At 44.7% G+C, this 19,600-nt stretch carries 31 protein-coding genes; 30 read left to right on the top strand and 1 reads right to left on the bottom strand.

Going from position 1 to position 19,600, the window contains the following annotated elements; translation table 11 throughout:
* Positions 1-2 precede the first annotated feature (2 nt).
* From rplB to prfA, 28 genes are all read left to right on the top strand, one after another.
* Positions 3-866 (top strand): 50S ribosomal protein L2, encoded by an 864-nt coding sequence (gene rplB / locus HCR01_RS25835; protein ID WP_193198920.1) that lies wholly within the window; start codon positions 3-5, stop codon positions 864-866.
* 131 nt (positions 867-997) lie between these two features.
* Positions 998-1,276: a 30S ribosomal protein S19 gene (rpsS, locus tag HCR01_RS25830; protein ID WP_191758192.1), complete on the top strand. Its 279-nt coding sequence runs from the start codon at positions 998-1,000 to the stop codon at positions 1,274-1,276.
* Positions 1,277-1,356: 80 nt separating this feature from the next.
* Positions 1,357-1,713, top strand: coding sequence for a 50S ribosomal protein L22 (rplV, locus tag HCR01_RS25825; RefSeq protein ID WP_193198919.1), 357 nt, complete (start codon positions 1,357-1,359; stop codon positions 1,711-1,713).
* A 52-nt stretch (positions 1,714-1,765) separates the two neighbouring features.
* Positions 1,766-2,533 carry a 30S ribosomal protein S3 gene (gene rpsC, locus HCR01_RS25820; protein ID WP_193198918.1) on the top strand — a complete coding sequence of 256 codons (768 nt, stop codon included), beginning with the start codon at positions 1,766-1,768 and terminating at the stop codon, positions 2,531-2,533.
* A 96-nt stretch (positions 2,534-2,629) separates the two neighbouring features.
* On the top strand, positions 2,630-3,055 hold the full coding sequence (gene rplP / locus HCR01_RS25815; protein ID WP_162396593.1) for a 50S ribosomal protein L16: 426 nt from the start codon (positions 2,630-2,632) through the stop codon (positions 3,053-3,055).
* A 3-nt stretch (positions 3,056-3,058) separates the two neighbouring features.
* Positions 3,059-3,286, top strand: a complete 228-nt coding sequence (gene rpmC / locus HCR01_RS25810; protein WP_193198917.1) for a 50S ribosomal protein L29 — start codon at positions 3,059-3,061, stop codon at positions 3,284-3,286.
* Positions 3,287-3,292: 6 nt separating this feature from the next.
* Entirely contained in the window at positions 3,293-3,541 is a 249-nt protein-coding gene (rpsQ, locus tag HCR01_RS25805) for a 30S ribosomal protein S17 (RefSeq protein WP_193198916.1), read from the top strand.
* A 48-nt stretch (positions 3,542-3,589) separates the two neighbouring features.
* Positions 3,590-3,958, top strand: coding sequence for a 50S ribosomal protein L14 (gene rplN, locus HCR01_RS25800; protein ID WP_162396590.1), 369 nt, complete (start codon positions 3,590-3,592; stop codon positions 3,956-3,958).
* The gene (gene rplX, locus HCR01_RS25795; protein ID WP_162396589.1) at positions 3,958-4,311 is read left to right on the top strand and encodes a 50S ribosomal protein L24; all 354 of its coding nucleotides are present in this window, start codon (positions 3,958-3,960) and stop codon (positions 4,309-4,311) included. Before rplN ends, rplX begins: the two co-directional genes overlap by 1 nt.
* Before the next feature lie 153 nt (positions 4,312-4,464).
* Positions 4,465-5,013: a 50S ribosomal protein L5 gene (rplE, locus tag HCR01_RS25790; protein ID WP_191758478.1), complete on the top strand. Its 549-nt coding sequence runs from the start codon at positions 4,465-4,467 to the stop codon at positions 5,011-5,013.
* 20 nt (positions 5,014-5,033) lie between these two features.
* Positions 5,034-5,435, top strand: coding sequence for a 30S ribosomal protein S8 (gene rpsH / locus HCR01_RS25785; RefSeq protein WP_191758479.1), 402 nt, complete (start codon positions 5,034-5,036; stop codon positions 5,433-5,435).
* A 93-nt stretch (positions 5,436-5,528) separates the two neighbouring features.
* Entirely contained in the window at positions 5,529-6,077 is a 549-nt protein-coding gene (gene rplF, locus HCR01_RS25780) for a 50S ribosomal protein L6 (protein WP_193198915.1), read from the top strand.
* 2 nt (positions 6,078-6,079) lie between these two features.
* On the top strand, positions 6,080-6,442 hold the full coding sequence (rplR, locus tag HCR01_RS25775; RefSeq protein WP_193198914.1) for a 50S ribosomal protein L18: 363 nt from the start codon (positions 6,080-6,082) through the stop codon (positions 6,440-6,442).
* A 94-nt stretch (positions 6,443-6,536) separates the two neighbouring features.
* Positions 6,537-7,061: a 30S ribosomal protein S5 gene (gene rpsE, locus HCR01_RS25770; protein WP_193198913.1), complete on the top strand. Its 525-nt coding sequence runs from the start codon at positions 6,537-6,539 to the stop codon at positions 7,059-7,061.
* Positions 7,062-7,154: 93 nt separating this feature from the next.
* On the top strand, positions 7,155-7,598 hold the full coding sequence (gene rplO / locus HCR01_RS25765) for a 50S ribosomal protein L15 (RefSeq protein ID WP_193198912.1): 444 nt from the start codon (positions 7,155-7,157) through the stop codon (positions 7,596-7,598).
* Between the two features lie 74 nt (positions 7,599-7,672).
* Entirely contained in the window at positions 7,673-8,986 is a 1,314-nt protein-coding gene (gene secY / locus HCR01_RS25760; RefSeq protein ID WP_191758483.1) for a preprotein translocase subunit SecY, read from the top strand.
* Positions 8,986-9,540, top strand: a complete 555-nt coding sequence (locus tag HCR01_RS25755) for an adenylate kinase (RefSeq protein WP_193198911.1) — start codon at positions 8,986-8,988, stop codon at positions 9,538-9,540. Before secY ends, HCR01_RS25755 begins: the two co-directional genes overlap by 1 nt.
* Positions 9,541-9,743: 203 nt before the next feature.
* Positions 9,744-9,968: a translation initiation factor IF-1 gene (gene infA / locus HCR01_RS25750; protein ID WP_006276978.1), complete on the top strand. Its 225-nt coding sequence runs from the start codon at positions 9,744-9,746 to the stop codon at positions 9,966-9,968.
* A gap of 116 nt (positions 9,969-10,084) precedes the next feature.
* Positions 10,085-10,198 (top strand): 50S ribosomal protein L36, encoded by a 114-nt coding sequence (rpmJ, locus tag HCR01_RS25745; protein ID WP_015129703.1) that lies wholly within the window; start codon positions 10,085-10,087, stop codon positions 10,196-10,198.
* A gap of 115 nt (positions 10,199-10,313) precedes the next feature.
* On the top strand, positions 10,314-10,694 hold the full coding sequence (rpsM, locus tag HCR01_RS25740) for a 30S ribosomal protein S13 (RefSeq protein ID WP_162396580.1): 381 nt from the start codon (positions 10,314-10,316) through the stop codon (positions 10,692-10,694).
* 54 nt (positions 10,695-10,748) lie between these two features.
* Positions 10,749-11,144: a 30S ribosomal protein S11 gene (rpsK, locus tag HCR01_RS25735; RefSeq protein WP_010998331.1), complete on the top strand. Its 396-nt coding sequence runs from the start codon at positions 10,749-10,751 to the stop codon at positions 11,142-11,144.
* Between the two features lie 329 nt (positions 11,145-11,473).
* Positions 11,474-12,421: a DNA-directed RNA polymerase subunit alpha gene (locus HCR01_RS25730; RefSeq protein ID WP_193198910.1), complete on the top strand. Its 948-nt coding sequence runs from the start codon at positions 11,474-11,476 to the stop codon at positions 12,419-12,421.
* Positions 12,422-12,454: 33 nt separating this feature from the next.
* Positions 12,455-12,805: a 50S ribosomal protein L17 gene (gene rplQ / locus HCR01_RS25725; RefSeq protein ID WP_193198909.1), complete on the top strand. Its 351-nt coding sequence runs from the start codon at positions 12,455-12,457 to the stop codon at positions 12,803-12,805.
* A 91-nt stretch (positions 12,806-12,896) separates the two neighbouring features.
* Positions 12,897-13,751 carry a tRNA pseudouridine(38-40) synthase TruA gene (truA, locus tag HCR01_RS25720; protein WP_193198908.1) on the top strand — a complete coding sequence of 285 codons (855 nt, stop codon included), beginning with the start codon at positions 12,897-12,899 and terminating at the stop codon, positions 13,749-13,751.
* A gap of 86 nt (positions 13,752-13,837) precedes the next feature.
* Positions 13,838-14,293: a 50S ribosomal protein L13 gene (gene rplM / locus HCR01_RS25715; RefSeq protein ID WP_162396780.1), complete on the top strand. Its 456-nt coding sequence runs from the start codon at positions 13,838-13,840 to the stop codon at positions 14,291-14,293.
* On the top strand, positions 14,293-14,709 hold the full coding sequence (gene rpsI, locus HCR01_RS25710) for a 30S ribosomal protein S9 (RefSeq protein ID WP_193198907.1): 417 nt from the start codon (positions 14,293-14,295) through the stop codon (positions 14,707-14,709). Before rplM ends, rpsI begins: the two co-directional genes overlap by 1 nt.
* Positions 14,710-14,822: 113 nt before the next feature.
* A complete protein-coding gene (gene rpmE / locus HCR01_RS25705; RefSeq protein ID WP_162396576.1) occupies positions 14,823-15,065 on the top strand; it encodes a 50S ribosomal protein L31 in 243 nt (80 codons plus the stop codon).
* A 100-nt stretch (positions 15,066-15,165) separates the two neighbouring features.
* A complete protein-coding gene (gene prfA / locus HCR01_RS25700; RefSeq protein WP_162396575.1) occupies positions 15,166-16,266 on the top strand; it encodes a peptide chain release factor 1 in 1,101 nt (366 codons plus the stop codon).
* 9 nt (positions 16,267-16,275) lie between these two features.
* Here the strand turns inward: prfA and HCR01_RS25695 are convergent, their stop codons facing one another.
* On the bottom strand, positions 16,276-16,722 hold the full coding sequence (locus HCR01_RS25695; RefSeq protein WP_193198906.1) for a hypothetical protein: 447 nt from the start codon (positions 16,720-16,722) through the stop codon (positions 16,276-16,278).
* Positions 16,723-16,961: 239 nt separating this feature from the next.
* On the opposite strand from HCR01_RS25695, the gene HCR01_RS25690 reads away from it, so the two are divergent.
* Positions 16,962-17,324 carry a helix-turn-helix domain-containing protein gene (locus HCR01_RS25690; protein ID WP_193198905.1) on the top strand — a complete coding sequence of 121 codons (363 nt, stop codon included), beginning with the start codon at positions 16,962-16,964 and terminating at the stop codon, positions 17,322-17,324.
* Between the two features lie 518 nt (positions 17,325-17,842).
* Positions 17,843-19,537: an ABC-F family ATP-binding cassette domain-containing protein gene (locus HCR01_RS25685; RefSeq protein ID WP_193198904.1), complete on the top strand. Its 1,695-nt coding sequence runs from the start codon at positions 17,843-17,845 to the stop codon at positions 19,535-19,537.
* Positions 19,538-19,600 lie beyond the last annotated feature (63 nt).

The raw sequence follows: 19,600 nt of genomic DNA, 5'->3' as shown, positions 1-19,600 counted from the left end.
AGATGGGTACTCGTTCTTATCGCCCTTATACCCCCAGCACTCGCCAAGTTACTATCTCCGACTTTGCAGAAATTACCAAAACTGAGCCGGAGAAATCCCTCACGACATCGGTACATCGCGCCAAAGGTCGGAACAATCAAGGGCGGATTACTAGCCGTCGCCGGGGTGGCGGACACAAGCAACTTTACAGGATCATCGACTTTAAAAGAGATAAGCGTAATATTCCTGCCAAAGTCGCAGCTATTGAATACGATCCAAATCGTAATGCTCGCATTGCCCTTTTGTATTACCAGGATGGCGAGAAGCGTTACATCCTCCAACCAAACGGGTTGAAAGTCGGAACAATAGTTATTGCTGGGCCTGAAGCCCCCTTTGAAGATGGTAACGCCTTACCTTTGTCAAACATTCCCTTGGGTACAAGTGTTCACAACGTGGAATTGACTCCTGGAAAAGGTGGTCAAATCGTGCGTTCTGCTGGTGCTAGCGCTCAAGTAGTGGCAAAAGAAGGTAACTATGTAACTCTTAAGTTGCCGTCGGGAGAAGTCCGCTTGATTCGGCGTGAGTGCTACGCCACTATTGGACAAGTAGGCAACACTGATGCCAGAAACCTGAGTGCAGGTAAAGCAGGGCGAAATCGCTGGAAAGGTCGCCGTCCCAAGGTCAGAGGTAGCGTCATGAACCCAGTTGACCACCCTCACGGCGGTGGTGAAGGTAGAGCACCCATTGGTAGACCTGGGCCTGTAACACCTTGGGGTAAACCCACCTTGGGTGCAAAGACACGCAAACCTAAGAAACCCAGCAGCAAACTAATTGTGCGTCGCCGCCGCAAATCTTCTAAACGCGGTCGCGGTGGTCGTGAGTCTTAATCAGTTATGAGTGCTGAGTGCTGAGTGCTGAGTGGAATTAAAGAACTCAAAACTTAAGACTCAAAACTCAAAACTTAAGACTCAAAACTCGAAACTTAAAATTTAGAACTCAGAACTCAGCACTTAAGATTATGGGTCGTTCTCTAAAAAAAGGCCCTTTTGTGGCCGATCATCTGCTCAGCAAAATTGAAAAGCTGAATGCTAAAAACGAAAAGCAAGTCATTAAAACTTGGTCGAGAGCCTCGACAATTTTGCCTCTAATGGTGGGTCATACCATCGCTGTTCACAACGGACGCCAACACGTTCCAGTGTTTGTCAGTGAGCAGATGGTGGGACATAAGTTGGGTGAATTTGCCCCGACACGTACTTATAGGGGTCATGGTAAAAGTGACAAAAAAGCAGGTAGGTAGTCATTAGTCATTAGTCATTGGTCATTAGCTAAAGACAAATGACAAACGACGAATAACAAATGACAAAAATGGAGAAAATTATGGCTACTGATACTACTGAAGTCAAAGCGATCGCCCGATTTATACGTATTTCTGCTTACAAAGTGCGTCGTGTACTAGATCAAATTCGTGGGCGCTCGTATAGAGAAGCGCTAATTATCCTGGAATTCATGCCCTATAGAGCTACAGAACCCATATTAAAGGTTCTTAGAAGCGCTGCTGCCAATGCGGAACACAATGCAGGGTTAGATCGGACTCAGCTAGTGATTACCCAAGCGTATGCCGATCAAGGCCCAGTGCTGAAACGGTTCCAACCTAGAGCGCAAGGTCGAGCTTACCAAATTCGCAAGCCTACGTGTCATATCACTGTGGCTGTTGCAGCCGCCCCAGAGAAATAAGCACGTTTACATGAAAAATTGCGTAAAGTAAGAAATTTTAGAGGAAGCATTTGTGGGACAGAAGATTCATCCAGTTGGTTTTCGCCTAGGTATTACACACGAACATCAATCCCGTTGGTTTGCCGTTCCTGAACGCTATCCAGAACTTCTACAAGAAGACCACAAACTCCGTCAATACATAGAAAAAAAGCTGGGTAGACTTGCTCAAAATAACGCCGGGATTTCCGAGGTGCGGATTGAGCGCAAAGCCGACCAAATCGACTTAGAAGTACGTACAGCAAGACCAGGCGTGGTTGTAGGTCGCGGTGGACAAGGCATTGAATCACTGCGTACCGGACTCCAAGAACTGTTGGGTAGCAATCGCCAAATTCGCATTAACGTAGTTGAAGTACAACGAGTTGATGCTGATGCCTACTTAATTGCCGAGTACATTGCTCAACAATTAGAACGCCGTGTTTCGTTTCGGCGGGTAGTACGGCAAGCGATTCAGCGTGCTCAACGTGCCGGAATTCAAGGCATTAAAGTCCAAGTCAGCGGTCGTCTTAATGGTGCAGAAATTGCCCGGACAGAGTGGACTCGTGAAGGTAGAGTACCTCTACATACTTTAAGGGCGGACATTGATTACTCTTATTGCACGGCAAAAACGGTTTACGGCATTCTAGGTATCAAAGTCTGGGTGTTTAAGGGAGAAATTATCCCTGGACAGGAAGAAACTCCGCCCCCACCCACAACACGCGATCGTGACCGTGACCGCGAACCTCGTCGCCGTCAACAACAACGCCGTCGTCAGCAATTTGAAGACCGCTCAAATGAAGGATAGTCAAGAGTCAAAAATCCATAGTCAAAAGTCCAAGATTTTTTGACCATTGACTTCAACCTTGACCCATAACCCTTGACCCTTGACTCTTGACAAACCATGTTAAGTCCTAGAAGAACTAAATTCCGCAAACAACAACGCGGACGGATGGAGGGACTAGCCAGCCGTGGCAGCACCCTAAACTTCGGTGATTTTGCACTCCAAGCTCAAGAACCTGCTTGGATTACCTCTCGTCAAATTGAGGCTTCTCGTCGGGCAATGACCCGCTACATTCGTCGGGGTGGACAAATCTGGATTCGGATTTTCCCTGACAAACCTGTAACCATGCGTCCTGCTGAAACTCGGATGGGTTCCGGTAAAGGTTCGCCGGAGTTTTGGGTAGCTGTCGTTAAACCAGGGCGAATTTTATTTGAAATCGCTGGCGTTTCTGAAGAAATTGCCAGAGAAGCTATGCGTTTAGCTTCATTTAAGTTGCCCATAAAAACCAAGTTTATTGTGCGCTCTAAACCAGAGGAGCAGGAGTAGGTTATGCCTCTTCCCAAGATTTCAGAAGCTAGAGAATTAAGTGATCAAAAATTGGCTGAGGAAATTGTTGCTATTAAAAGGCAACTATTTCAGCTGCGCTTACAAAAAGCAACCAGACAACTAGAAAAACCTCACCAGTTCAGACACGCCCGACACCGCTTAGCCCAATTGCTAACAATAGAGACGGAGCGCCAACGGGCAGCAAGTCAATCGGCTAAAGAAGAAAAGTAGGAGATTATGGCAGTCAAAGAACGAGTTGGCTTGGTAGTGAGCGACAAAATGCAAAAAACGGTAGTAGTTGCTGTGGAAAACCGCGCTCCTCATCCCAAGTACGGCAAGATTGTAGTTCAAACCCGGCGCTATAAAGCTCACGATGAGGAAAGCAAGTGTAAAGTGGGCGATCGCGTCCGCATTCAAGAAACCAGACCCCTGAGTAAAACCAAGCGCTGGCAAGTCACAGAAGTCCTCAACGTCAAATCTATTTAACATCTCATAGTTGTTAGTTTTCTAACAGCACCACACGGGAGACTAATCGTGATTCAACCCCAGACTTACCTTAATGTCGCAGATAATAGCGGCGCTCGTAAATTAATGTGCATCCGCATTTTAGGTGGAGGCAATCGCCGTTATGGCGGTATAGGCGATAAAATTATTGCTGTTGTTAAAGATGCTACACCCAACATGGCTGTAAAAAAATCTGATGTTGTGGAAGCGGTAATTGTTCGTACTCGCAAAGGCGTAAATCGAGACAGTGGTATGAGTATTCGCTTTGACGATAATGCCGCAGTGATCATCAACAAAGATGGTAATCCTAGAGGTACACGGGTCTTTGGCCCTGTAGCAAGAGAACTGCGTGAGAAAAACTTTACCAAAATCGTTTCTCTGGCTCCGGAGGTGCTGTAATGGCATACCGAAAAGATCAGCCAAAAGTATTCCACAAGATGCATGTCAAAACTGGCGATACAGTCCAGATAATTGCTGGTAAAGATAAAGGCAAAGTTGGTGAAGTTATCCAAGCGCTTCCTCAACTGAGCAAAGTTGTCGTCAAAGGCGTCAATATTAAAACTAAGCACGTTAAACCCCAGCAAGAAGGTGAATCAGGGCGGATAGTCACCCAAGAAGCCCCGATTCATAGCTCTAATGTGATGCTTTATTCTACTAAGCAAAACGTCGCTAGTCGTGTTTGTTACACCTTTACGCCAGAAGGCAAAAAGGTGAGAAAACTCAAGAAAACTGGTGAGATTTTAGATAAATAGTCATTAGTCACTAGCAAAAGACAAATGACAAAGCGCAAAGTCTGTATGTAGCAAGATCCCCCAGGGTACGCCGACTTCCGGCGAACAGAACTTTGTAATAGAGGACAAATAAGCTTCCCTGACCAAGCCCAGGGATAATTAGGAAAAGAAACTATGGCGCCAACAAGACTCAAAAGCTTATACCAAGAGACAATCGTCCCTAAACTGATCAATCAGTTTCAATACACCAACGTTCATCAAGTACCAAAGTTGGTGAAAGTTACTGTTAACCGAGGTTTGGGAGAAGCGGCTCAAAATGCTAAGGCGCTCGAAGCTTCCATAAACGAAATCGCGCTGATTGCTGGTCAAAAGCCAGTAGTAACGCGAGCAAAAAAGGCGATCGCGGGCTTCAAAATTCGTCAAGGTATGCCTGTCGGCATCATGGTTACTCTCAGAGGCGAACGGATGTACGCATTTGTCGATCGACTCATTAGCTTGGCACTGCCTAGAATTCGAGACTTTCGCGGCGTTAGTCCCAAAAGCTTTGACGGTCGCGGCAACTATACTCTGGGTGTAAGAGAACAGCTAATCTTTCCAGAAGTAGAGTACGACAGCATCGATCAAATCCGTGGTATGGATATTTCCATCATCACCACAGCGAAAAACGACGAAGAGGGCCGCGCCTTACTTAAAGAAATGGGAATGCCCTTTCGCGATCAATAAGTTCATCTAAAGAGGGAACGATGGCGGCTAACGACACAATTGCAGATATGCTGACGCGCATCCGCAATGCCAATTTGGCGAGGCATCAAACTACACAAGTGCCAGCTACAAAAATGACCCGTAGTATTGCTAAAGTGCTGCGAGAGGAAGGCTTTATTTCTGAATTTGAAGAAGCCGAAGAAGGGGTAAAGCGTAATCTGGTGATTTCCTTGAAATACAAGGGCAAAAATCGCCAGCCTTTAATCACCGCCTTAAAGCGAGTGAGTAAGCCAGGTTTGCGCGTTTACTCCAACAGAAAAGAATTACCAAGAGTACTAGGCGGCATTGGCATCGCCATTATTTCTACATCCAGTGGCATCATGACTGACCGCGAAGCGCGGCGTCAGAACTTGGGTGGTGAGGTGCTTTGCTACGTCTGGTAGTCATTAGTCATTTGTCATTGGTCATTTGTCATTAGGAAAAGACAAAGGACAAATAACAAAGGACAACGGACAAATAACAAAGGACAAAAAGTCATGTCTCGTATTGGTAAACGTCCAATTACTGTTCCCACCAAAGTCCAAGTAGCGATTGATGGCACAAAGGTTGTTGTGAAAGGGCCTAAAGGGGAACTTTCACGCGATCTACCTACCGCTGTTACAGTTTCCCAAGAAGGGGAAACATTGCAGGTAACTCGACGAGATGATACAAAGGCATCTCGTCAAATGCACGGTTTGTGCCGCACCTTGGTTGCCAACATGGTCGAGGGAGTTTCTAGTGGTTTTCAGCGCCGTTTGGAAATTCAAGGAGTTGGCTACCGAGCACAAGTTCAAGGTCGTAACCTGGTTTTAAATATGGGTTACAGCCATCAGGTACAAATTGTTCCACCTGAAGGAATTCAATTTGCAGTAGAAGGTACTACTAATGTCATCGTCAGCGGCTATGACAAAGAAATAGTAGGCAACACAGCAGCTAAAATTCGTGCCGTTCGTCCACCAGAACCTTATAAAGGTAAAGGCATTCGCTATGCCGGTGAAGAGGTAAGACGCAAGGCTGGTAAGACTGGTAAGAGTGGTAAGAAGTAAAAATGAAACTTACTCGTAGAGAATCAAAGGAGCGTCGCCATCGACGCGTCCGTGGTAAAGTTATCGGCTCCCCAGAGCGTCCGCGGTTAGCCGTGTTTCGCTCTAATGAACATATTTACGCGCAAGTCATTGATGATACTCAGCATCATACATTAGTGGCAGCCTCGACTGTAGAACCAGAGTTGAAATCTAGTTTAAGTTCAGGTGCTAATCGTGATGCATCGGCGCAAGTTGGCAAATTGATCGCAGTGAGATTGCTAGAAAAAGGTATTACTAAAGTAGTCTTTGATCGTGGTGGCAACCTATATCATGGTCGTGTCAAAGCATTAGCCGATGCAGCACGCGAGGCTGGTTTAGATTTCTAAATTGTCCTTTGTCATCTGTCCTTTGTCCCTTGTATTAAGAGCAAATGACTAATGACTAATGACTAATGACCATTGACTAACAGAGGCATTGATTATGGCAACGGGTCGTCGTAAAACTAACCGAACAAAGAAAGAAGAAACAAACTGGCAAGAGCGGGTTATCCAAATCCGACGCGTGAGTAAGGTCGTCAAAGGCGGTAAAAAGCTTAGCTTCCGAGCGATTGTAGTCGTCGGTAACGAACGCGGTCAAGTCGGCGTTGGAGTAGGCAAAGCCTCAGATGTAATTGGTGCTGTCAAAAAAGGCGTAGCCGACGGCAAAAAACATTTGATTGACATTCCAATTACCAAATCTAACTCCATCCCCCATCCTATTGATGGTGTCGGTGGTGGTGCTAAGGTGATGATGCGCCCAGCTGCACCTGGTACTGGGGTAATTGCTGGTGGTGCTGTGCGTACTGTGTTGGAACTGGCAGGAGTTCGCAACGTCTTAGCCAAGCAACTTGGTTCTAATAATCCACTCAACAATGCTAGAGCCGCAGTCAACGCCCTATCTACACTGCGTACCTTTGCCGAAGTTGCTGAAGATCGGAGCATTGCTATTGAACATCTCTATATCTGAGTAGTCATTCGTCCGTCGTCCTTAGTCCTTTGTTCTTAGCAATAACAAATGACAAATGAAAAATGAAAAATGAAAAATGACAACTTTTAGCTTATGAGACTCAACGATGTTAAGCCTCAAAAAGGCTCGAAAAAACGCCGTAAGCGTGTAGGTAGAGGTATTTCTGCCGGTCAAGGTGCTAGTGCTGGTTTAGGTATGCGAGGTCAAAAATCTCGCTCTGGTAGCGGTACCCGACCAGGTTTTGAAGGTGGTCAGCAGCCATTGTATCGTCGTCTGCCTAAGTTGAAGGGCTTTCCAATTGTTAATCGTAAAAATTACACTACGATTAATGTAGAGAAGCTAGCTTCCCTTCCTGCTAATACAGAAGTAACTTTGATCTCCTTAAAAGCAGCAGGTATCATAACTGCTGTCAAGGGACCATTGAAAATTTTGGGTAATGGGGAATTGAGCATTCCGCTCAAGGTGCAAGCGGCAGCTTTCACAGGTACAGCTCGTAGCAAAATTGAGGCAGCTGGTGGGAGTTGTGAAGTCTTATGAGTGAGCCAGAACAGCGCACTTAAATGCAAACCAACTCGCTACCAGCGTTTGGTTCAGAATAAAGGTAGCACTCTATGATCAGTCGAGACAAAGCCCCAACGGCTCAAGAAACTTTTATGCAGATGGCTCAAGCGGCTGGGCTGAGAGGCAGGCTGCTTGTCACTGTCGGGATTTTAATTTTGGTTCGCCTAGGCATATTTCTACCAGTACCAGGGATTGATAGAGTTAGATTTGGCGAAGCTATTCAGGGCAATAATTCCATATTCGGTTTGTTGGATATATTTTCTGGGCGGGGACTTTCGACTTTGGGAGTCTTTGCCTTAGGAATTCTGCCCTTCATTAATGCATCCATTATTATTCAATTGCTTACTGCGGCAATTCCTTCTTTAGAAAATTTACAGAAAAATGAAGGGGAAGCTGGTCGACGGAAAATTGCACAAATTACCCGCTATGTATCTTTAGGCTGGGCCATTATTCAAAGTGTGGCTTTTTCGGCATTATTTCTCCAGCAATTTGCTCTAAACCCAGGGCCAGTCTTCGTAGCTGAAACGGCGATCGCTCTGATTGCTGGTTCCATGTTCGTAATGTGGGCTTCAGAATTGATCACAGAACGTGGTATTGGGAATGGCGCATCATTGTTGATTTTTGTCAACATTGTAGCATCGTTACCAAAATCATTAGGCGATACCATTGACTTGGTACAAGTTGGTGGTCGGGAAATAGTAGGTCGTGTGATAGTGCTGATCTTGGTTTTCCTAGCAACAATTGTTGGTATTGTTTTTGTGCAAGAAGGAATGCGTCGCATTCCGATTATTTCGGCTCGTCGCCAAGTAGGTCGCCGCGTTTTGGCAGAGCAACGTAGTTATTTACCCCTGCGGTTAATAGCTGGGGGCGTCATGCCAATTATCTTTGCAGCTGCCATCCTGAGTTTGCCACTTTTGATCGCTAATTTTACCAAAAACCCAGAATTAGCGAATATTGTTAACACTTATCTGAGTCCAAGCGGTTCTGGTTCTTGGATATATGCTTTGGTCTACATGATTTCTATCATTTTCTTTAGCTATTTCTATTCTTCGTTGATACTCAACCCAGTAGACGTAGCGCAAAACCTGAAGAAAATGGGTTCCAGTATTCCTGGCATTCGTCCGGGTAAGGCGACTAGTGAGTATATTGAGCGTGTGACAAACCGACTCACCTTTTTGGGTGCTATATTTTTGGGTTTAGTTGCTATTATTCCAACCGGCGTGGAAAGTGCTTTAGGAGTACCAACCTTTAAGGGTCTGGGTGCAACCTCTTTGTTAATTCTAGTTGGTGTGGCAATTGAGACAGCTAAACAAGTCCAAACTTACGTCATCTCTCAGCGCTATGAAGGAATGGTGAAACAATAGTGACGCGATTAATCTTCTTGGGGCCACCTGGGGCTGGTAAAGGAACTCAAGCTCAAACCTTGGCTAAAAAGTTGAATATTCCCCATATTTCTACGGGCGACATATTAAGACAAGCCATGAAAGAGCAAACTCCTTTAGGGATTAAGGCTCAAAGTTATGTTGATGGCGGTGAATTAGTCCCTGATCAGCTAGTGCAGGAAATGGTGCAGGAGCGGTTAGAACAGCCAGATATTGCATCCGGTTGGATTCTTGATGGTTTTCCCCGCAAAGTAACTCAAGCAGTTTTTTTGCAGGAGTTATTGGAAAAAACGCATCAGCATGGCGAAAGGGTAGTTAACTTAGATGCGCCAGATGAAGTAGTGGTAGCACGTTTACTCGGCAGAGGACGAAAAGATGACACTGAAGAGGTGATTCGTCGTCGGCTAGAAGTTTACCGCGCTGAAACTGCGCCTTTGATTGACTATTACCGCGAGCGCCAAAAACTCCTCACGATCAATGGTAATCAGCCCCAAGAAGAAGTCACTTGCGATCTTCAAAAGATAATAGCCTCCTGAAACATGACAGAGACAGACGCAAAGGAAGGGAGACAAGAATAAGTATGTAGTTACCTCCTGCTTTCTTGCACTCCTAGCAGGGAGTAGATCAATTTTAGCTAAGATATATTAATAAACTGTTGATATATTTCTTAAAGTATGTTCTCTTGCAGATGAAGCTGCTGCAACAGAACAGGAGATTGTTGAGTTGAGGAAAAAACAAATTGTCTAAGCAAGATTTGATTGAAATGGAAGGCACGGTTACTGAATCCTTGCCCAATGCAATGTTTCGCGTTGACTTGGACAATGGCTTTAATGTGCTGGCACACATTTCCGGCAAGATCCGCCGCAATTATATCAAGATTTTACCTGGCGATCGCGTCAAAGTAGAGTTAACTCCCTATGACTTGACGAAAGGCAGAATCACTTATCGACTACGGAAGAAGTAAATCACATGTAGAGAATTTTACCATAAAACAACTTTTTGGTGTTCCTCAGTTAGTAAACTGAAATTAATTTCCCTAAAAATGCTATAATTCAATATTTGGAGTCAATTAGAAAAGGCATGAAAGTCAGAGCCTCAGTCAAGAAAATTTGTGAAAAGTGCAACGTGATCAAACGTCGTGGTCGCGTTATGGTGATTTGTGTCAACCCCAAGCACAAGCAACGTCAAGGATAGTGCTCTTACCACCATCAAATTCGGGTACGACACACATATCATCATTAAAACGAAAAGACGCGATTAATCACGTTTTTCCAACAATAATTGCGACAACAATAGGGAGAGATTAATTGTGGCACGTATTGCCGGAGTAGACCTTCCACGCGATAAGCGCATTGAAATTGGTCTGACTTACATTTACGGGATTGGATTATCACGGTCGCAAGAGATTCTAGCGGCTACAGGTGTAAACCCAGACATCCGTGTTAAAGAGTTAAGTGATGCCGATGTCGCAGCCCTGCGAGCAGAAGTAGAAAGCAACTATCAAGTTGAAGGGGATTTGCGGCGCTTGGAGTCTATGAACATCAAGCGCTTAGTTGACATTGGCACCTACAGAGGGCGTCGTCATCGCATGGGCCTACCAGTCAGAGGACAAAGAACTCGCACTAACGCTAGAACCCGTCGTGGGAGAAGGCAGACAGTGGCCGGTAAGAAGAAGGCACCAGGCAAATAATTTTGCACCGCTTGCCAATCAGAGCAAGTTTTACCTGAAATTCACTAAACAAATATGGCGAGACAACCAACTAAAAAATCCGGGAGCAAAAAACAAAAACGGAACGTCCCCAACGGGATGGCCTATATCCAGTCTACTTTCAACAATAGCATTGTCACCATTACCGATCAAAATGGAGATGTCATATCTTGGGCTAGCGCTGGTTCTAGCGGTTTTAAGGGAGCAAAAAAGGGAACTCCTTTTGCAGCACAAACTGCCGCTGAAAGCGCAGCACGTCGAGCGATCGATCAAGGGATGCGTCAAATTGAGGTAATGGTCAGTGGCCCAGGAGCAGGTAGAGAAACGGCTATCCGGGCACTCCAAGGAGCAGGACTGGAAATTACACTAATTCGGGATATTACCCCGATTCCTCACAATGGTTGCCGTCCACCTAAACGTCGTCGAGTTTAATCATCAAAAATTAGACACTAAGGGCAAGAAGTTTCATCAAAAATAAGTCACCCGTCATGGATGCTTAGACTATTAGAAGTGCAAACTGCCGTTAGGTAAAGCTTGTAAACTTCAGACGGCTGGGCCTACTCAAAGCGTATCAGTTCTTCCAGTAGGAAGAGCAACTAAACTTTGGAAAACCCAAAATTTTATCAACACCTGTAAGCTCAATAGGAGCTTCAAACTCTATTTTGTGAGTTTGACAGACCTAAATCTACAGGACATAAAGTGAATTCGGGAGGCAATTGATTTGCCTGCTAGCAGCACCTTAAAAGAAGGGAGGCTAATCCGTGGCGCAGTTTCAAATTGAATGTGTAGAGTCTAGTACAGAAGAAAGTCGTAGCCATTACAGTAAGTTTATTCTGGAACCTCTGGAGCGTGGTCAAGGAACAACTGTTGGCAACGCGCTGCGGCGGGTTTTACTATCTAATTTAGAGGGTACAGCAGTCACAGCAGTGCGGATTGCAGGCGTTTCTCATGAGTTTGCCACAGTTCCGGGTGTACGAGAAGATGTGCTGGAAATCCTCATGAAAATGAAGGAAGTAATTCTTAAAAGCTATTCTTCTCAACCTCAGATTGGTCGGTTGCTCGTTAACGGCCCAGCAACAGTTACCGCGGCACATTTTGATTTACCCAGTGAAGTAGAAGTCATTGATCCAACTCAGTATATAGCCACCCTAGCTGAGGGAGGCAAGCTGGAAATGGAATTTCGGATCGAGAAAGGCAAAGGGTATCGCACCGTAGAGCGAGGACGTGAAGAAGCCACATCGTTGGACTTTCTCCAAATCGACTCAGTGTTTATGCCAGTGCGGAAAGTTAACTATAGTGTCGAAGAAGCCCGTTTAGACGGCTCGATCACAAAAGACCGACTGCTGTTAGAAGTTTGGACGAATGGTAGTCTCTCTCCCCAAGAAGCACTATCCTCTGCTGCTGGCATTTTGGTAGATTTATTCAATCCGTTGAAAGATATCTCCCTAGAACCAACAGATACAGGTTCAGACATTCCAGACGATCCAACTGCTCAGATTCCTATCGAAGAGTTACAACTTTCTGTGCGGGCTTATAACTGTCTCAAACGAGCACAGGTTAACTCTGTAGCAGATTTGTTGGATTATACCCAAGAAGACCTCTTAGAAATTAAGAACTTTGGTCAGAAATCAGCGGAAGAAGTAGTTGAAGCTTTGCAGCGACGATTAGGCATTACCCTGCCGCAGGAAAGAGGTTCTAAACACCCTTAATTAAAAACCGTTCATAATTCATAGTGCATAATTATGCGTCACCGTTGTCGCGTCAAAAAACTCAGTAAACCAACCGATCAGCGCCGTGCTTTGCTGCGATCGCTCGCTACCGAGCTGATACGTCATGGTCGGATAACTACTACTTTAGTTAGAGCTAAAGTTCTGCGAAGTGAAGTAGACAAAATGATTACCCTAGCCAAAGACGGCTCTTTGTCAGCACGTCGGGAAGCCCTGGGCTATATCTTTGACAAACAACTAGTTCACGCTTTGTTTGAGCAAGCTCCCACTCGGTATGGTAATCGCCAAGGAGGTTATACCCGCATCCTGCATACTGTGCCGCGTCGGGGTGATAATGCCCAAATGGCGATTATTGAACTGGTCTAATTCATTAGTCAAGAGTCAAGAGTCAGGAGTCAAGTTATTTCTACTTGAGACTCCGCAACTCATTTGACAAGAGACAAATGACATAATCTGTATGTTAGAAAGTCACCAGCCTCCACCGACTCACCGAGTAGCCCTGGTAATCCAATACCTGGGCACTTACTTTCATGGCTGGCAACGGCAAAAGCAGCAGCGCACTGTTCAGGAAGAGATTGAAGCAGCGATCACGAAAATTATTGGATACCATGTACCACTACACGGTGCTGGGCGTACCGACGCCGGAGTTCACGCCGCTGCTCAAATAGCTCATTTTGATGCTACAGGTTTAATCCCACCTCATAAGTGGGCAACAGTTCTTAACAGCTATCTGCCTCAAGATATATTAATAAGGGCATCGGCAAGTGTAGATAACCGTTGGCACGCTCGCTTTAATGCAGCCTATCGACGGTATCGCTATACCATATACACTGAAGATCTACCGAACTTGTTCGTACAACCCTTCAGTTGGCATTATTATTATGATCCCTTGGATGAAGCCTTAATTCAAGCTGCCCTCAAACCGTTAATGGGAAAACACCATTTGGCTGCTTTTCACCGTGCAGGATCAAAGCGATCGCACTCCTGGGTAGAGGTACAAGCAGCAGAATGTTGTCGTAGTGGGCCATTTATCCATATAGAAATACAGGCAGATGGATTTTTGTATGGCATGGTGAGGCTCTTGGTAGGGATGCTGGCACAAGTAGGCTCTGGCAAGCGATCGCTTGCTAGCTTCACAGAACTCTGGAAAGAACAACGCCGGGAAGAAGTGAAACACGCTGCACCTCCCCAAGGCTTATGCTTATTGCGCGTCGGCTATCCAAATTTTCCCTTTCCAAAAGAGATTTGGTACGAAACCCTGCCAAAGTTGGTTATTAGTCAAGAGTCATTAGTCATTAGTAACGACAAATGACAACGGACAAATGACAAACAGAGAAGTCTGAGCACCGGCTTCGGCGTTCAGAACTTCAAAGACAAAGTGACAAAGGACAAACAACAATGAATAAAACATACCTTCCTCCTCAAGAATCCCTTGAGCGTGAGTGGTACGTAGTAGACGCTACTGACCAACGCCTCGGTCGCCTCGCCACTGAAATCGCCCAGATTCTCAGAGGCAAAAAAAAAGCCGAATATACTCCTCACCTAGATACAGGTGACTTTGTTATCGTCGTCAACGCTGAAAAAATAGCAGTTACAGGTAAAAAGCGTACCCAAAAGATTTATCGTCGCCATTCTGGTCGTCCTGGCGGGATGAAAACAGAAACCTTCGCTAAGCTGCAACAACGCCTACCAGAAAGGATAGTAGAAGTCGCTGTTAAAGGTATGCTACCCAAAAATAGTCTGGGTAGGCAGTTGTTCACCAAACTGAAAGTCTACGCTGGGCCCACTCATCCCCACGAAGCTCAAAAACCTAAAGAACTAAAAGTTAATACAATTCCTGGAGCGGAAAATTAATGGTAGTAGCAGACGCTAATAGCGGTCGTGCCGTGTACTGGGGAACTGGTCGTCGCAAGTCCGCAGTCGCACGAGTACGTCTAATTCCAGGTAACGGTCAACTGACTGTCAACGGGAAAGATGGAACCTTGTATTTTCAATTCAACGCCAATTACCTTGGCGTCATCAGAGCACCTCTAGAAACTCTGGGACTGGAAAACGAATATGACATTTTGGTAAAAGCTGAAGGTGGTGGCTTGACCGGTCAGGCTGACTCCATTCGCTTGGGAGTTGCCCGTGCGTTGTGTCAACTAGATCCAGAAAATCGCTCACCTTTGAAAACAGAAGGCTACTTGACTCGTGATCCCAGAGCAAAAGAGCGGAAAAAATATGGTTTACACAAAGCCCGGAAAGCACCTCAGTACTCCAAGCGTTAAGCTGCTGGAAATTGGGTATAGGGTATTAGGAAAACTCTTTCCTAGTCCCTAATTCCTAGTCTTGATTGAAAGCTGAAAGTTATAATTTATATAGATTCACCACACAAGGAACAATGGCTAAATCTGATATTCATCCCAAGTGGTATCCAGAAGCTAAAGTTTACTGCAACGGTCAAGTTGTGATGACTGTTGGCTCTACCAAGCCAGAATTGCATGTAGATGTTTGGTCTGGAAATCACCCCTTTTACACTGGTACTCAGAAGATTATTGACACTGAGGGTCGAGTAGAGCGCTTCCTCCGCAAATACGGTATGAGCAGCACTCAAACATCTGGCGACGATCAAAACAAAAAGTAGCGGGTTGGCTCTGCTGTTAACGACGACCCTGCATCAGCTGGGTCGATTGTCATTTAATGCTCGAGCCAACTTGTTATTTTAAGGAGCGATCGCACTCGTCATGGCTGAATCATACTTACTAGACAAACTAAAATCTGTTGAACAAACCTTTAATGAATTAACACGTCGTCTTGGCGACCCCGATACCGCTAGCAACCCTGATGAGTATCAAGAAATTGCTAAGTCTCGTTCTTCTTTGGAAGAGGTAGTTGATACATACGAGATTTGGAAAACAGCCCAAGAAGACTTGATCGGAGCGCGTGAGGTTTATAAAGAATCTGCGAGTGATCCAGAGTTGCAAGAAATGGCAGCACTGGAAGTAAAGGAACTTGAGGAAAAAATAGAATATTTAGAGTCTCGCTTGAAAGTCTTACTGTTACCACGCGACCCCAATGATGAAAAGAATATCATGTTGGAAATTCGCGCTGGTACTGGTGGCGATGAAGCAAGTATTTGGGCTGGCGATTTGATGCAGATGTACACCCGCTATGCCCAGACTCAAGGTTGGAAAGTTTCTCTAGTGAGCGAATCTCGCGGAGAAATGGGTGGCTGGAAAGAGGTCATTCTCGAAATTAAAGGTAATGACGTTTACAGCCAGCTAAAGTTTGAAGCTGGAGTGCATCGTGTGCAGCGCGTGCCGGCAACTGAATCTGGGGGACGGGTTCATACTTCCACAGCTACCGTGGCGATTATGCCAGAGGTGGATGATGTGGAAATTCACATTGACCCGAAAGATATTGAAATGACTACAGCTCGTTCTGGTGGTGCTGGTGGCCAAAACGTCAACAAGGTGGAAACAGCCGTTGACTTGATGCACAAACCAACGGGAATACGCATTTTCTGTACAGAAGAACGCAGCCAGTTGCAAAACAAAGAACGGGCGATGCAAATTCTGCGGGCGAAGTTGTACGACATCAAGTTAAGCGAACAACAAGAAGCTGTTACTTCCATGCGGCGATCGCAAGTTGGTACAGGATCGCGATCAGAAAAAATTCGCACATACAACTATAAAGATAATCGCGTTACCGACCACCGCCTAGGTCAAAACTATTCCCTCAACCCTGTCTTGGAAGGCGACTTAGAAACGGTTATTCAATCTTGTATATCTCAAGATCAGCAGGAGCGTTTAGCAGAGTTAGCGACTTCTGGTGTTGCCAATTAATTGTCACTATTAAACTACTTGGAAAACCGCTTGTCGTTCTGTTGCATTCAACACACGCAAGTGGTTTTCTAATTTAGCGTCGAGTGTATTTTCTATTTCGCTAGGATAGTTATAGTAGGCAAATTCGTACTGCATGAGGTGATTTAACTTTGCCCATTCTTTTAAGTTTTGGCAACAATAAATTAACTTTTCTACTTCGCTTCGCCAACGCGCAAAAATCCGGTAGCTGAAAAAGCTGCTACACACGTTACATTTTGCATCCCAGAAAGAAATACACACCTGATGCTTCAAGTGATGAATTTTTTTGATTTGCTTAACATCGTAGCCTTTTGCTTTTAGGGCTTCTTTGGCTTCTGATTGAGAAATATTCCACTGTTCTGGTTTAATTTTATTAGCGGCTATAAGATTTCGACCTTTGCGGCGATATTGATTAGTTTTGTGTAGCTTGCGAAACATGATGCACCTTCGATATTATTGTTCGCAGCAATGCCTAGCTACTAGCTGATCTGCCGTAGCAAAATAAGTTCTTTTGGCTCAAGATGGCTGCGATCGCCTACTTATAAAATCATTACTATAGTTGTCATCTTACAACTAAAGATACTTAGTTTAGTACTAAAACATCAGGCTGTCAATATAAAAGTAAACTTGTAGTATTGAAAGTGAACTTGTAAATACGTTGGCTAGCTAAACAAGCAGTGAACATTGAAAGCAGACAAAAACTGATTGAAATCATTAAACTGGCTCGCGGTTCAATGAGTCAGCGAGCGTTTGGTAAGCTTTTGGGAGTTTCTGCTACTGCTGTTCAGATGTGGGAAAAAGGTGTGAAGATACCAGATACGGAAAATTTGGCTCAAATCGCATCGAGAGCAGGCTACACAATGGAAGAGTTGCTTAGCTGCTTGGATGGCAAACCAATTCCAGAAACCTCAGACTTGAGTTTGATTCTCAGACAAATTCAGCACATGCCTCTGAGCCAAGTAGCTCAAATCGTTCAAGCTGCGGCAGATAGGTTAGCCGCTGTTGCTGAAGCATCTGGGGATGAAGCAAAAGCAAGTTGAATTGGGAAAATAAACTGCAAAGAGTACATAAATGTAGAGTGGTTTTCTGAAAGTTAGAGCACAAAGTCAAAGAGAAGTATTTTTAGACAGGAAGAGTGTGTGATTTGTTAAGATGTCACACCATTTTTATTGATTTTAAAAGGACTGTTTTCGCAGAGAAATTTGGGAATAAATACAGGTAATATTTGGATTAAATGAGTTAAAGCAGACAAGGGTGGATCACAAAGAAATAAAAGAAGGCGATCGCAAAGACAAAATACCCTGGTTGTTAGTATTGGAGTTGACTGTTGTACAGATAGCACAACCTTTAAGTTTGGAATTATAAAAGTCAAGCAAGTATCGTAATATCAACCCTAAGATTGATGTGATAAAACCTATATTTAGGTAAGTCAAAACTCGATCTCTATCTCCTCGGAATTTCCTGTACCAAATTTGTAGTTAAATTTTGTTAAGATTAGACACGGCGTTAGCACTTCCTCCCAACTACCATTCCCCACTCCCTACCTGAGAGAAACTTGATGCTGCGACTAGAACATATCAATAAAATATACCCCACCGGCGAAGTTCTCAAAGATATCAACTGGGAAGTTAAACCAGGCGATCGCATTGGCTTAGTCGGCGTCAACGGTGCTGGAAAATCAACCCAACTCAAAATCATCACTGGGGAAATTGAACCCACTGCTGGCGAAATTATTCGTCCTGCCAGCTTACACATAGCCTACCTCAACCAAGAGTTTGAAGTAGACCCTAGCCGCACTGTCAGAGAAGAATTTTGGATAGTCTTCAAAGAAGCGAACCAAGTGCAGTTATCTCTGGCGCAGGTGCAGCGTGACATGGAAACGGCTACCCCAGAGGAACTAGATAAATTAATTGACAAGTTGGATCGTTTACAGCGCCAATTTGAAGCCTTGGATGGCTACAGCCTAGACACACGAATTGGCAAAATCTTACCAGAGATGGGGTTTGGGCTAGAAGATGGCGATCGCCTCGTCAGCGCCTTTAGTGGTGGTTGGCAGATGCGGATGAGTTTGGGTAAAATCCTCCTGCAAAAACCCGATTTATTGCTGCTGGACGAGCCTACTAACCACCTGGATTTAGAAACCATTGAGTGGTTAGAAAATTACCTCAAAGGGCTAATTACCCCAATGGTAATAGTCTCCCATGACCGGGAATTTCTTGACCGCCTTTGCACCCAAATTGTGGAAACTGAACGTGGTGTTTCCGCTACTTATCTTGGCAATTACTCGGCGTATTTACAACAAAAAGCCGAAAATCAATCAGCACAACTTAGCGCCTACGAACGCCAGCAAAAAGAACTAGAAAAGCAGCAAACTTTTGTTGACAGATTTCGCGCCAGTGCTACCCGCAGTACTCAGGCAAAAAGCCGGGAAAAGCAACTGGAAAAAGTCGAACGCATCGAAGCACCTATAGCTGGGGTAAGAACTTTACATTTCCGCTTTCCCCCTGCACCCCGCAGTGGACGCGAAGTAGTAGAAATTAAAGACTTAACTCATGTTTATGGTGATAAAATTTTGTTTTTGGGTGCGAATCTCCTGATTGAAAGAGGTGATCGCATTGCTTTTCTTGGCCCCAATGGCGCTGGAAAATCTACACTTCTGCGCGTAATCATGGGTATGGAAAAAGCCACAGAAGGTATCGTCCAATTAGGCGATCACAACGTTATTCCTGGTTATTTTGAGCAAAATCAAGCTGAAGCTTTGGATTTGAAGAGAACTGTTATGGAGACTATCCATGATGAAGTTCCTGACTGGAAAAATGAAGAAGTCCGCACGCTTTTAGGACGGTTTTTATTTACTGGTGACACCGTATTTAAAGCAGTTGGGGCATTAAGTGGGGGCGAAAAAGCTCGTCTAGCATTGGCAAAAATGCTCTTACGTCCGGCGAACTTACTAATTTTAGATGAGCCGACAAACCACTTGGATATTCCAGCTAAAGAGATGTTGGAAGAAGCTCTACAAAACTATGATGGTACGGCAATTGTCGTTTCCCATGACCGTTATTTTATCTCTAAGGTAGCTAACAAAATCGTAGAAATTCGTGATGGCGAATTCCGCGTCTACTTAGGAGATTATCATTACTATCTCCAGAAAATTGCCGAAGAAAAAGAACAAGCAAAGTTAGCCGCGATAGATGCCGAAAAAGCAGCTAAGAAAGCTGCAAAAGCTGCGAAATCTGGCACGAAACGCAAATAAGTAACGGGAAAATAGGTAAGTAGTAGCGCTGATGCGCTACTACTTAGTAATCACTGAATTATT

It is taken from the genome of Nostoc sp. MG11 (assembly GCF_014904695.1).
Classification (GTDB): Bacteria; Cyanobacteriota; Cyanobacteriia; order Cyanobacteriales; family Nostocaceae; genus Komarekiella.
This window is presented reverse-complemented; position numbering and strand designations above follow the sequence as displayed.

What these genes read in the sequence shown, in the direction of transcription:
- rplB (WP_193198920.1), top strand. Translation starts at nt 3, where the DNA reads ATGGGTACTCGTTCTTATCGCCCTTATACCCCCAGCACTCGCCAAGTT.
- rpsS (WP_191758192.1), top strand. Translation starts at nt 998, where the DNA reads ATGGGTCGTTCTCTAAAAAAAGGCCCTTTTGTGGCCGATCATCTGCTC.
- rplV (WP_193198919.1), top strand. Translation starts at nt 1,357, where the DNA reads ATGGCTACTGATACTACTGAAGTCAAAGCGATCGCCCGATTTATACGT.
- rplP (WP_162396593.1), top strand. Translation starts at nt 2,630, where the DNA reads ATGTTAAGTCCTAGAAGAACTAAATTCCGCAAACAACAACGCGGACGG.
- rpmC (WP_193198917.1), top strand. Translation starts at nt 3,059, where the DNA reads ATGCCTCTTCCCAAGATTTCAGAAGCTAGAGAATTAAGTGATCAAAAA.
- rpsQ (WP_193198916.1), top strand. Translation starts at nt 3,293, where the DNA reads ATGGCAGTCAAAGAACGAGTTGGCTTGGTAGTGAGCGACAAAATGCAA.
- rplX (WP_162396589.1), top strand. Translation starts at nt 3,958, where the DNA reads ATGGCATACCGAAAAGATCAGCCAAAAGTATTCCACAAGATGCATGTC.
- rplE (WP_191758478.1), top strand. Translation starts at nt 4,465, where the DNA reads ATGGCGCCAACAAGACTCAAAAGCTTATACCAAGAGACAATCGTCCCT.
- rpsH (WP_191758479.1), top strand. Translation starts at nt 5,034, where the DNA reads ATGGCGGCTAACGACACAATTGCAGATATGCTGACGCGCATCCGCAAT.
- rplF (WP_193198915.1), top strand. Translation starts at nt 5,529, where the DNA reads ATGTCTCGTATTGGTAAACGTCCAATTACTGTTCCCACCAAAGTCCAA.
- rplR (WP_193198914.1), top strand. Translation starts at nt 6,080, where the DNA reads ATGAAACTTACTCGTAGAGAATCAAAGGAGCGTCGCCATCGACGCGTC.
- rpsE (WP_193198913.1), top strand. Translation starts at nt 6,537, where the DNA reads ATGGCAACGGGTCGTCGTAAAACTAACCGAACAAAGAAAGAAGAAACA.
- rplO (WP_193198912.1), top strand. Translation starts at nt 7,155, where the DNA reads ATGAGACTCAACGATGTTAAGCCTCAAAAAGGCTCGAAAAAACGCCGT.
- secY (WP_191758483.1), top strand. Translation starts at nt 7,673, where the DNA reads ATGATCAGTCGAGACAAAGCCCCAACGGCTCAAGAAACTTTTATGCAG.
- rpmJ (WP_015129703.1), top strand. Translation starts at nt 10,085, where the DNA reads ATGAAAGTCAGAGCCTCAGTCAAGAAAATTTGTGAAAAGTGCAACGTG.
- rpsK (WP_010998331.1), top strand. Translation starts at nt 10,749, where the DNA reads ATGGCGAGACAACCAACTAAAAAATCCGGGAGCAAAAAACAAAAACGG.
- rplQ (WP_193198909.1), top strand. Translation starts at nt 12,455, where the DNA reads ATGCGTCACCGTTGTCGCGTCAAAAAACTCAGTAAACCAACCGATCAG.
- truA (WP_193198908.1), top strand. Translation starts at nt 12,897, where the DNA reads ATGTTAGAAAGTCACCAGCCTCCACCGACTCACCGAGTAGCCCTGGTA.
- rplM (WP_162396780.1), top strand. Translation starts at nt 13,838, where the DNA reads ATGAATAAAACATACCTTCCTCCTCAAGAATCCCTTGAGCGTGAGTGG.
- rpsI (WP_193198907.1), top strand. Translation starts at nt 14,293, where the DNA reads ATGGTAGTAGCAGACGCTAATAGCGGTCGTGCCGTGTACTGGGGAACT.
- rpmE (WP_162396576.1), top strand. Translation starts at nt 14,823, where the DNA reads ATGGCTAAATCTGATATTCATCCCAAGTGGTATCCAGAAGCTAAAGTT.
- prfA (WP_162396575.1), top strand. Translation starts at nt 15,166, where the DNA reads ATGGCTGAATCATACTTACTAGACAAACTAAAATCTGTTGAACAAACC.
- HCR01_RS25695 (WP_193198906.1), bottom strand. Translation starts at nt 16,722, where the DNA reads ATGTTTCGCAAGCTACACAAAACTAATCAATATCGCCGCAAAGGTCGA.
- HCR01_RS25685 (WP_193198904.1), top strand. Translation starts at nt 17,843, where the DNA reads ATGCTGCGACTAGAACATATCAATAAAATATACCCCACCGGCGAAGTT.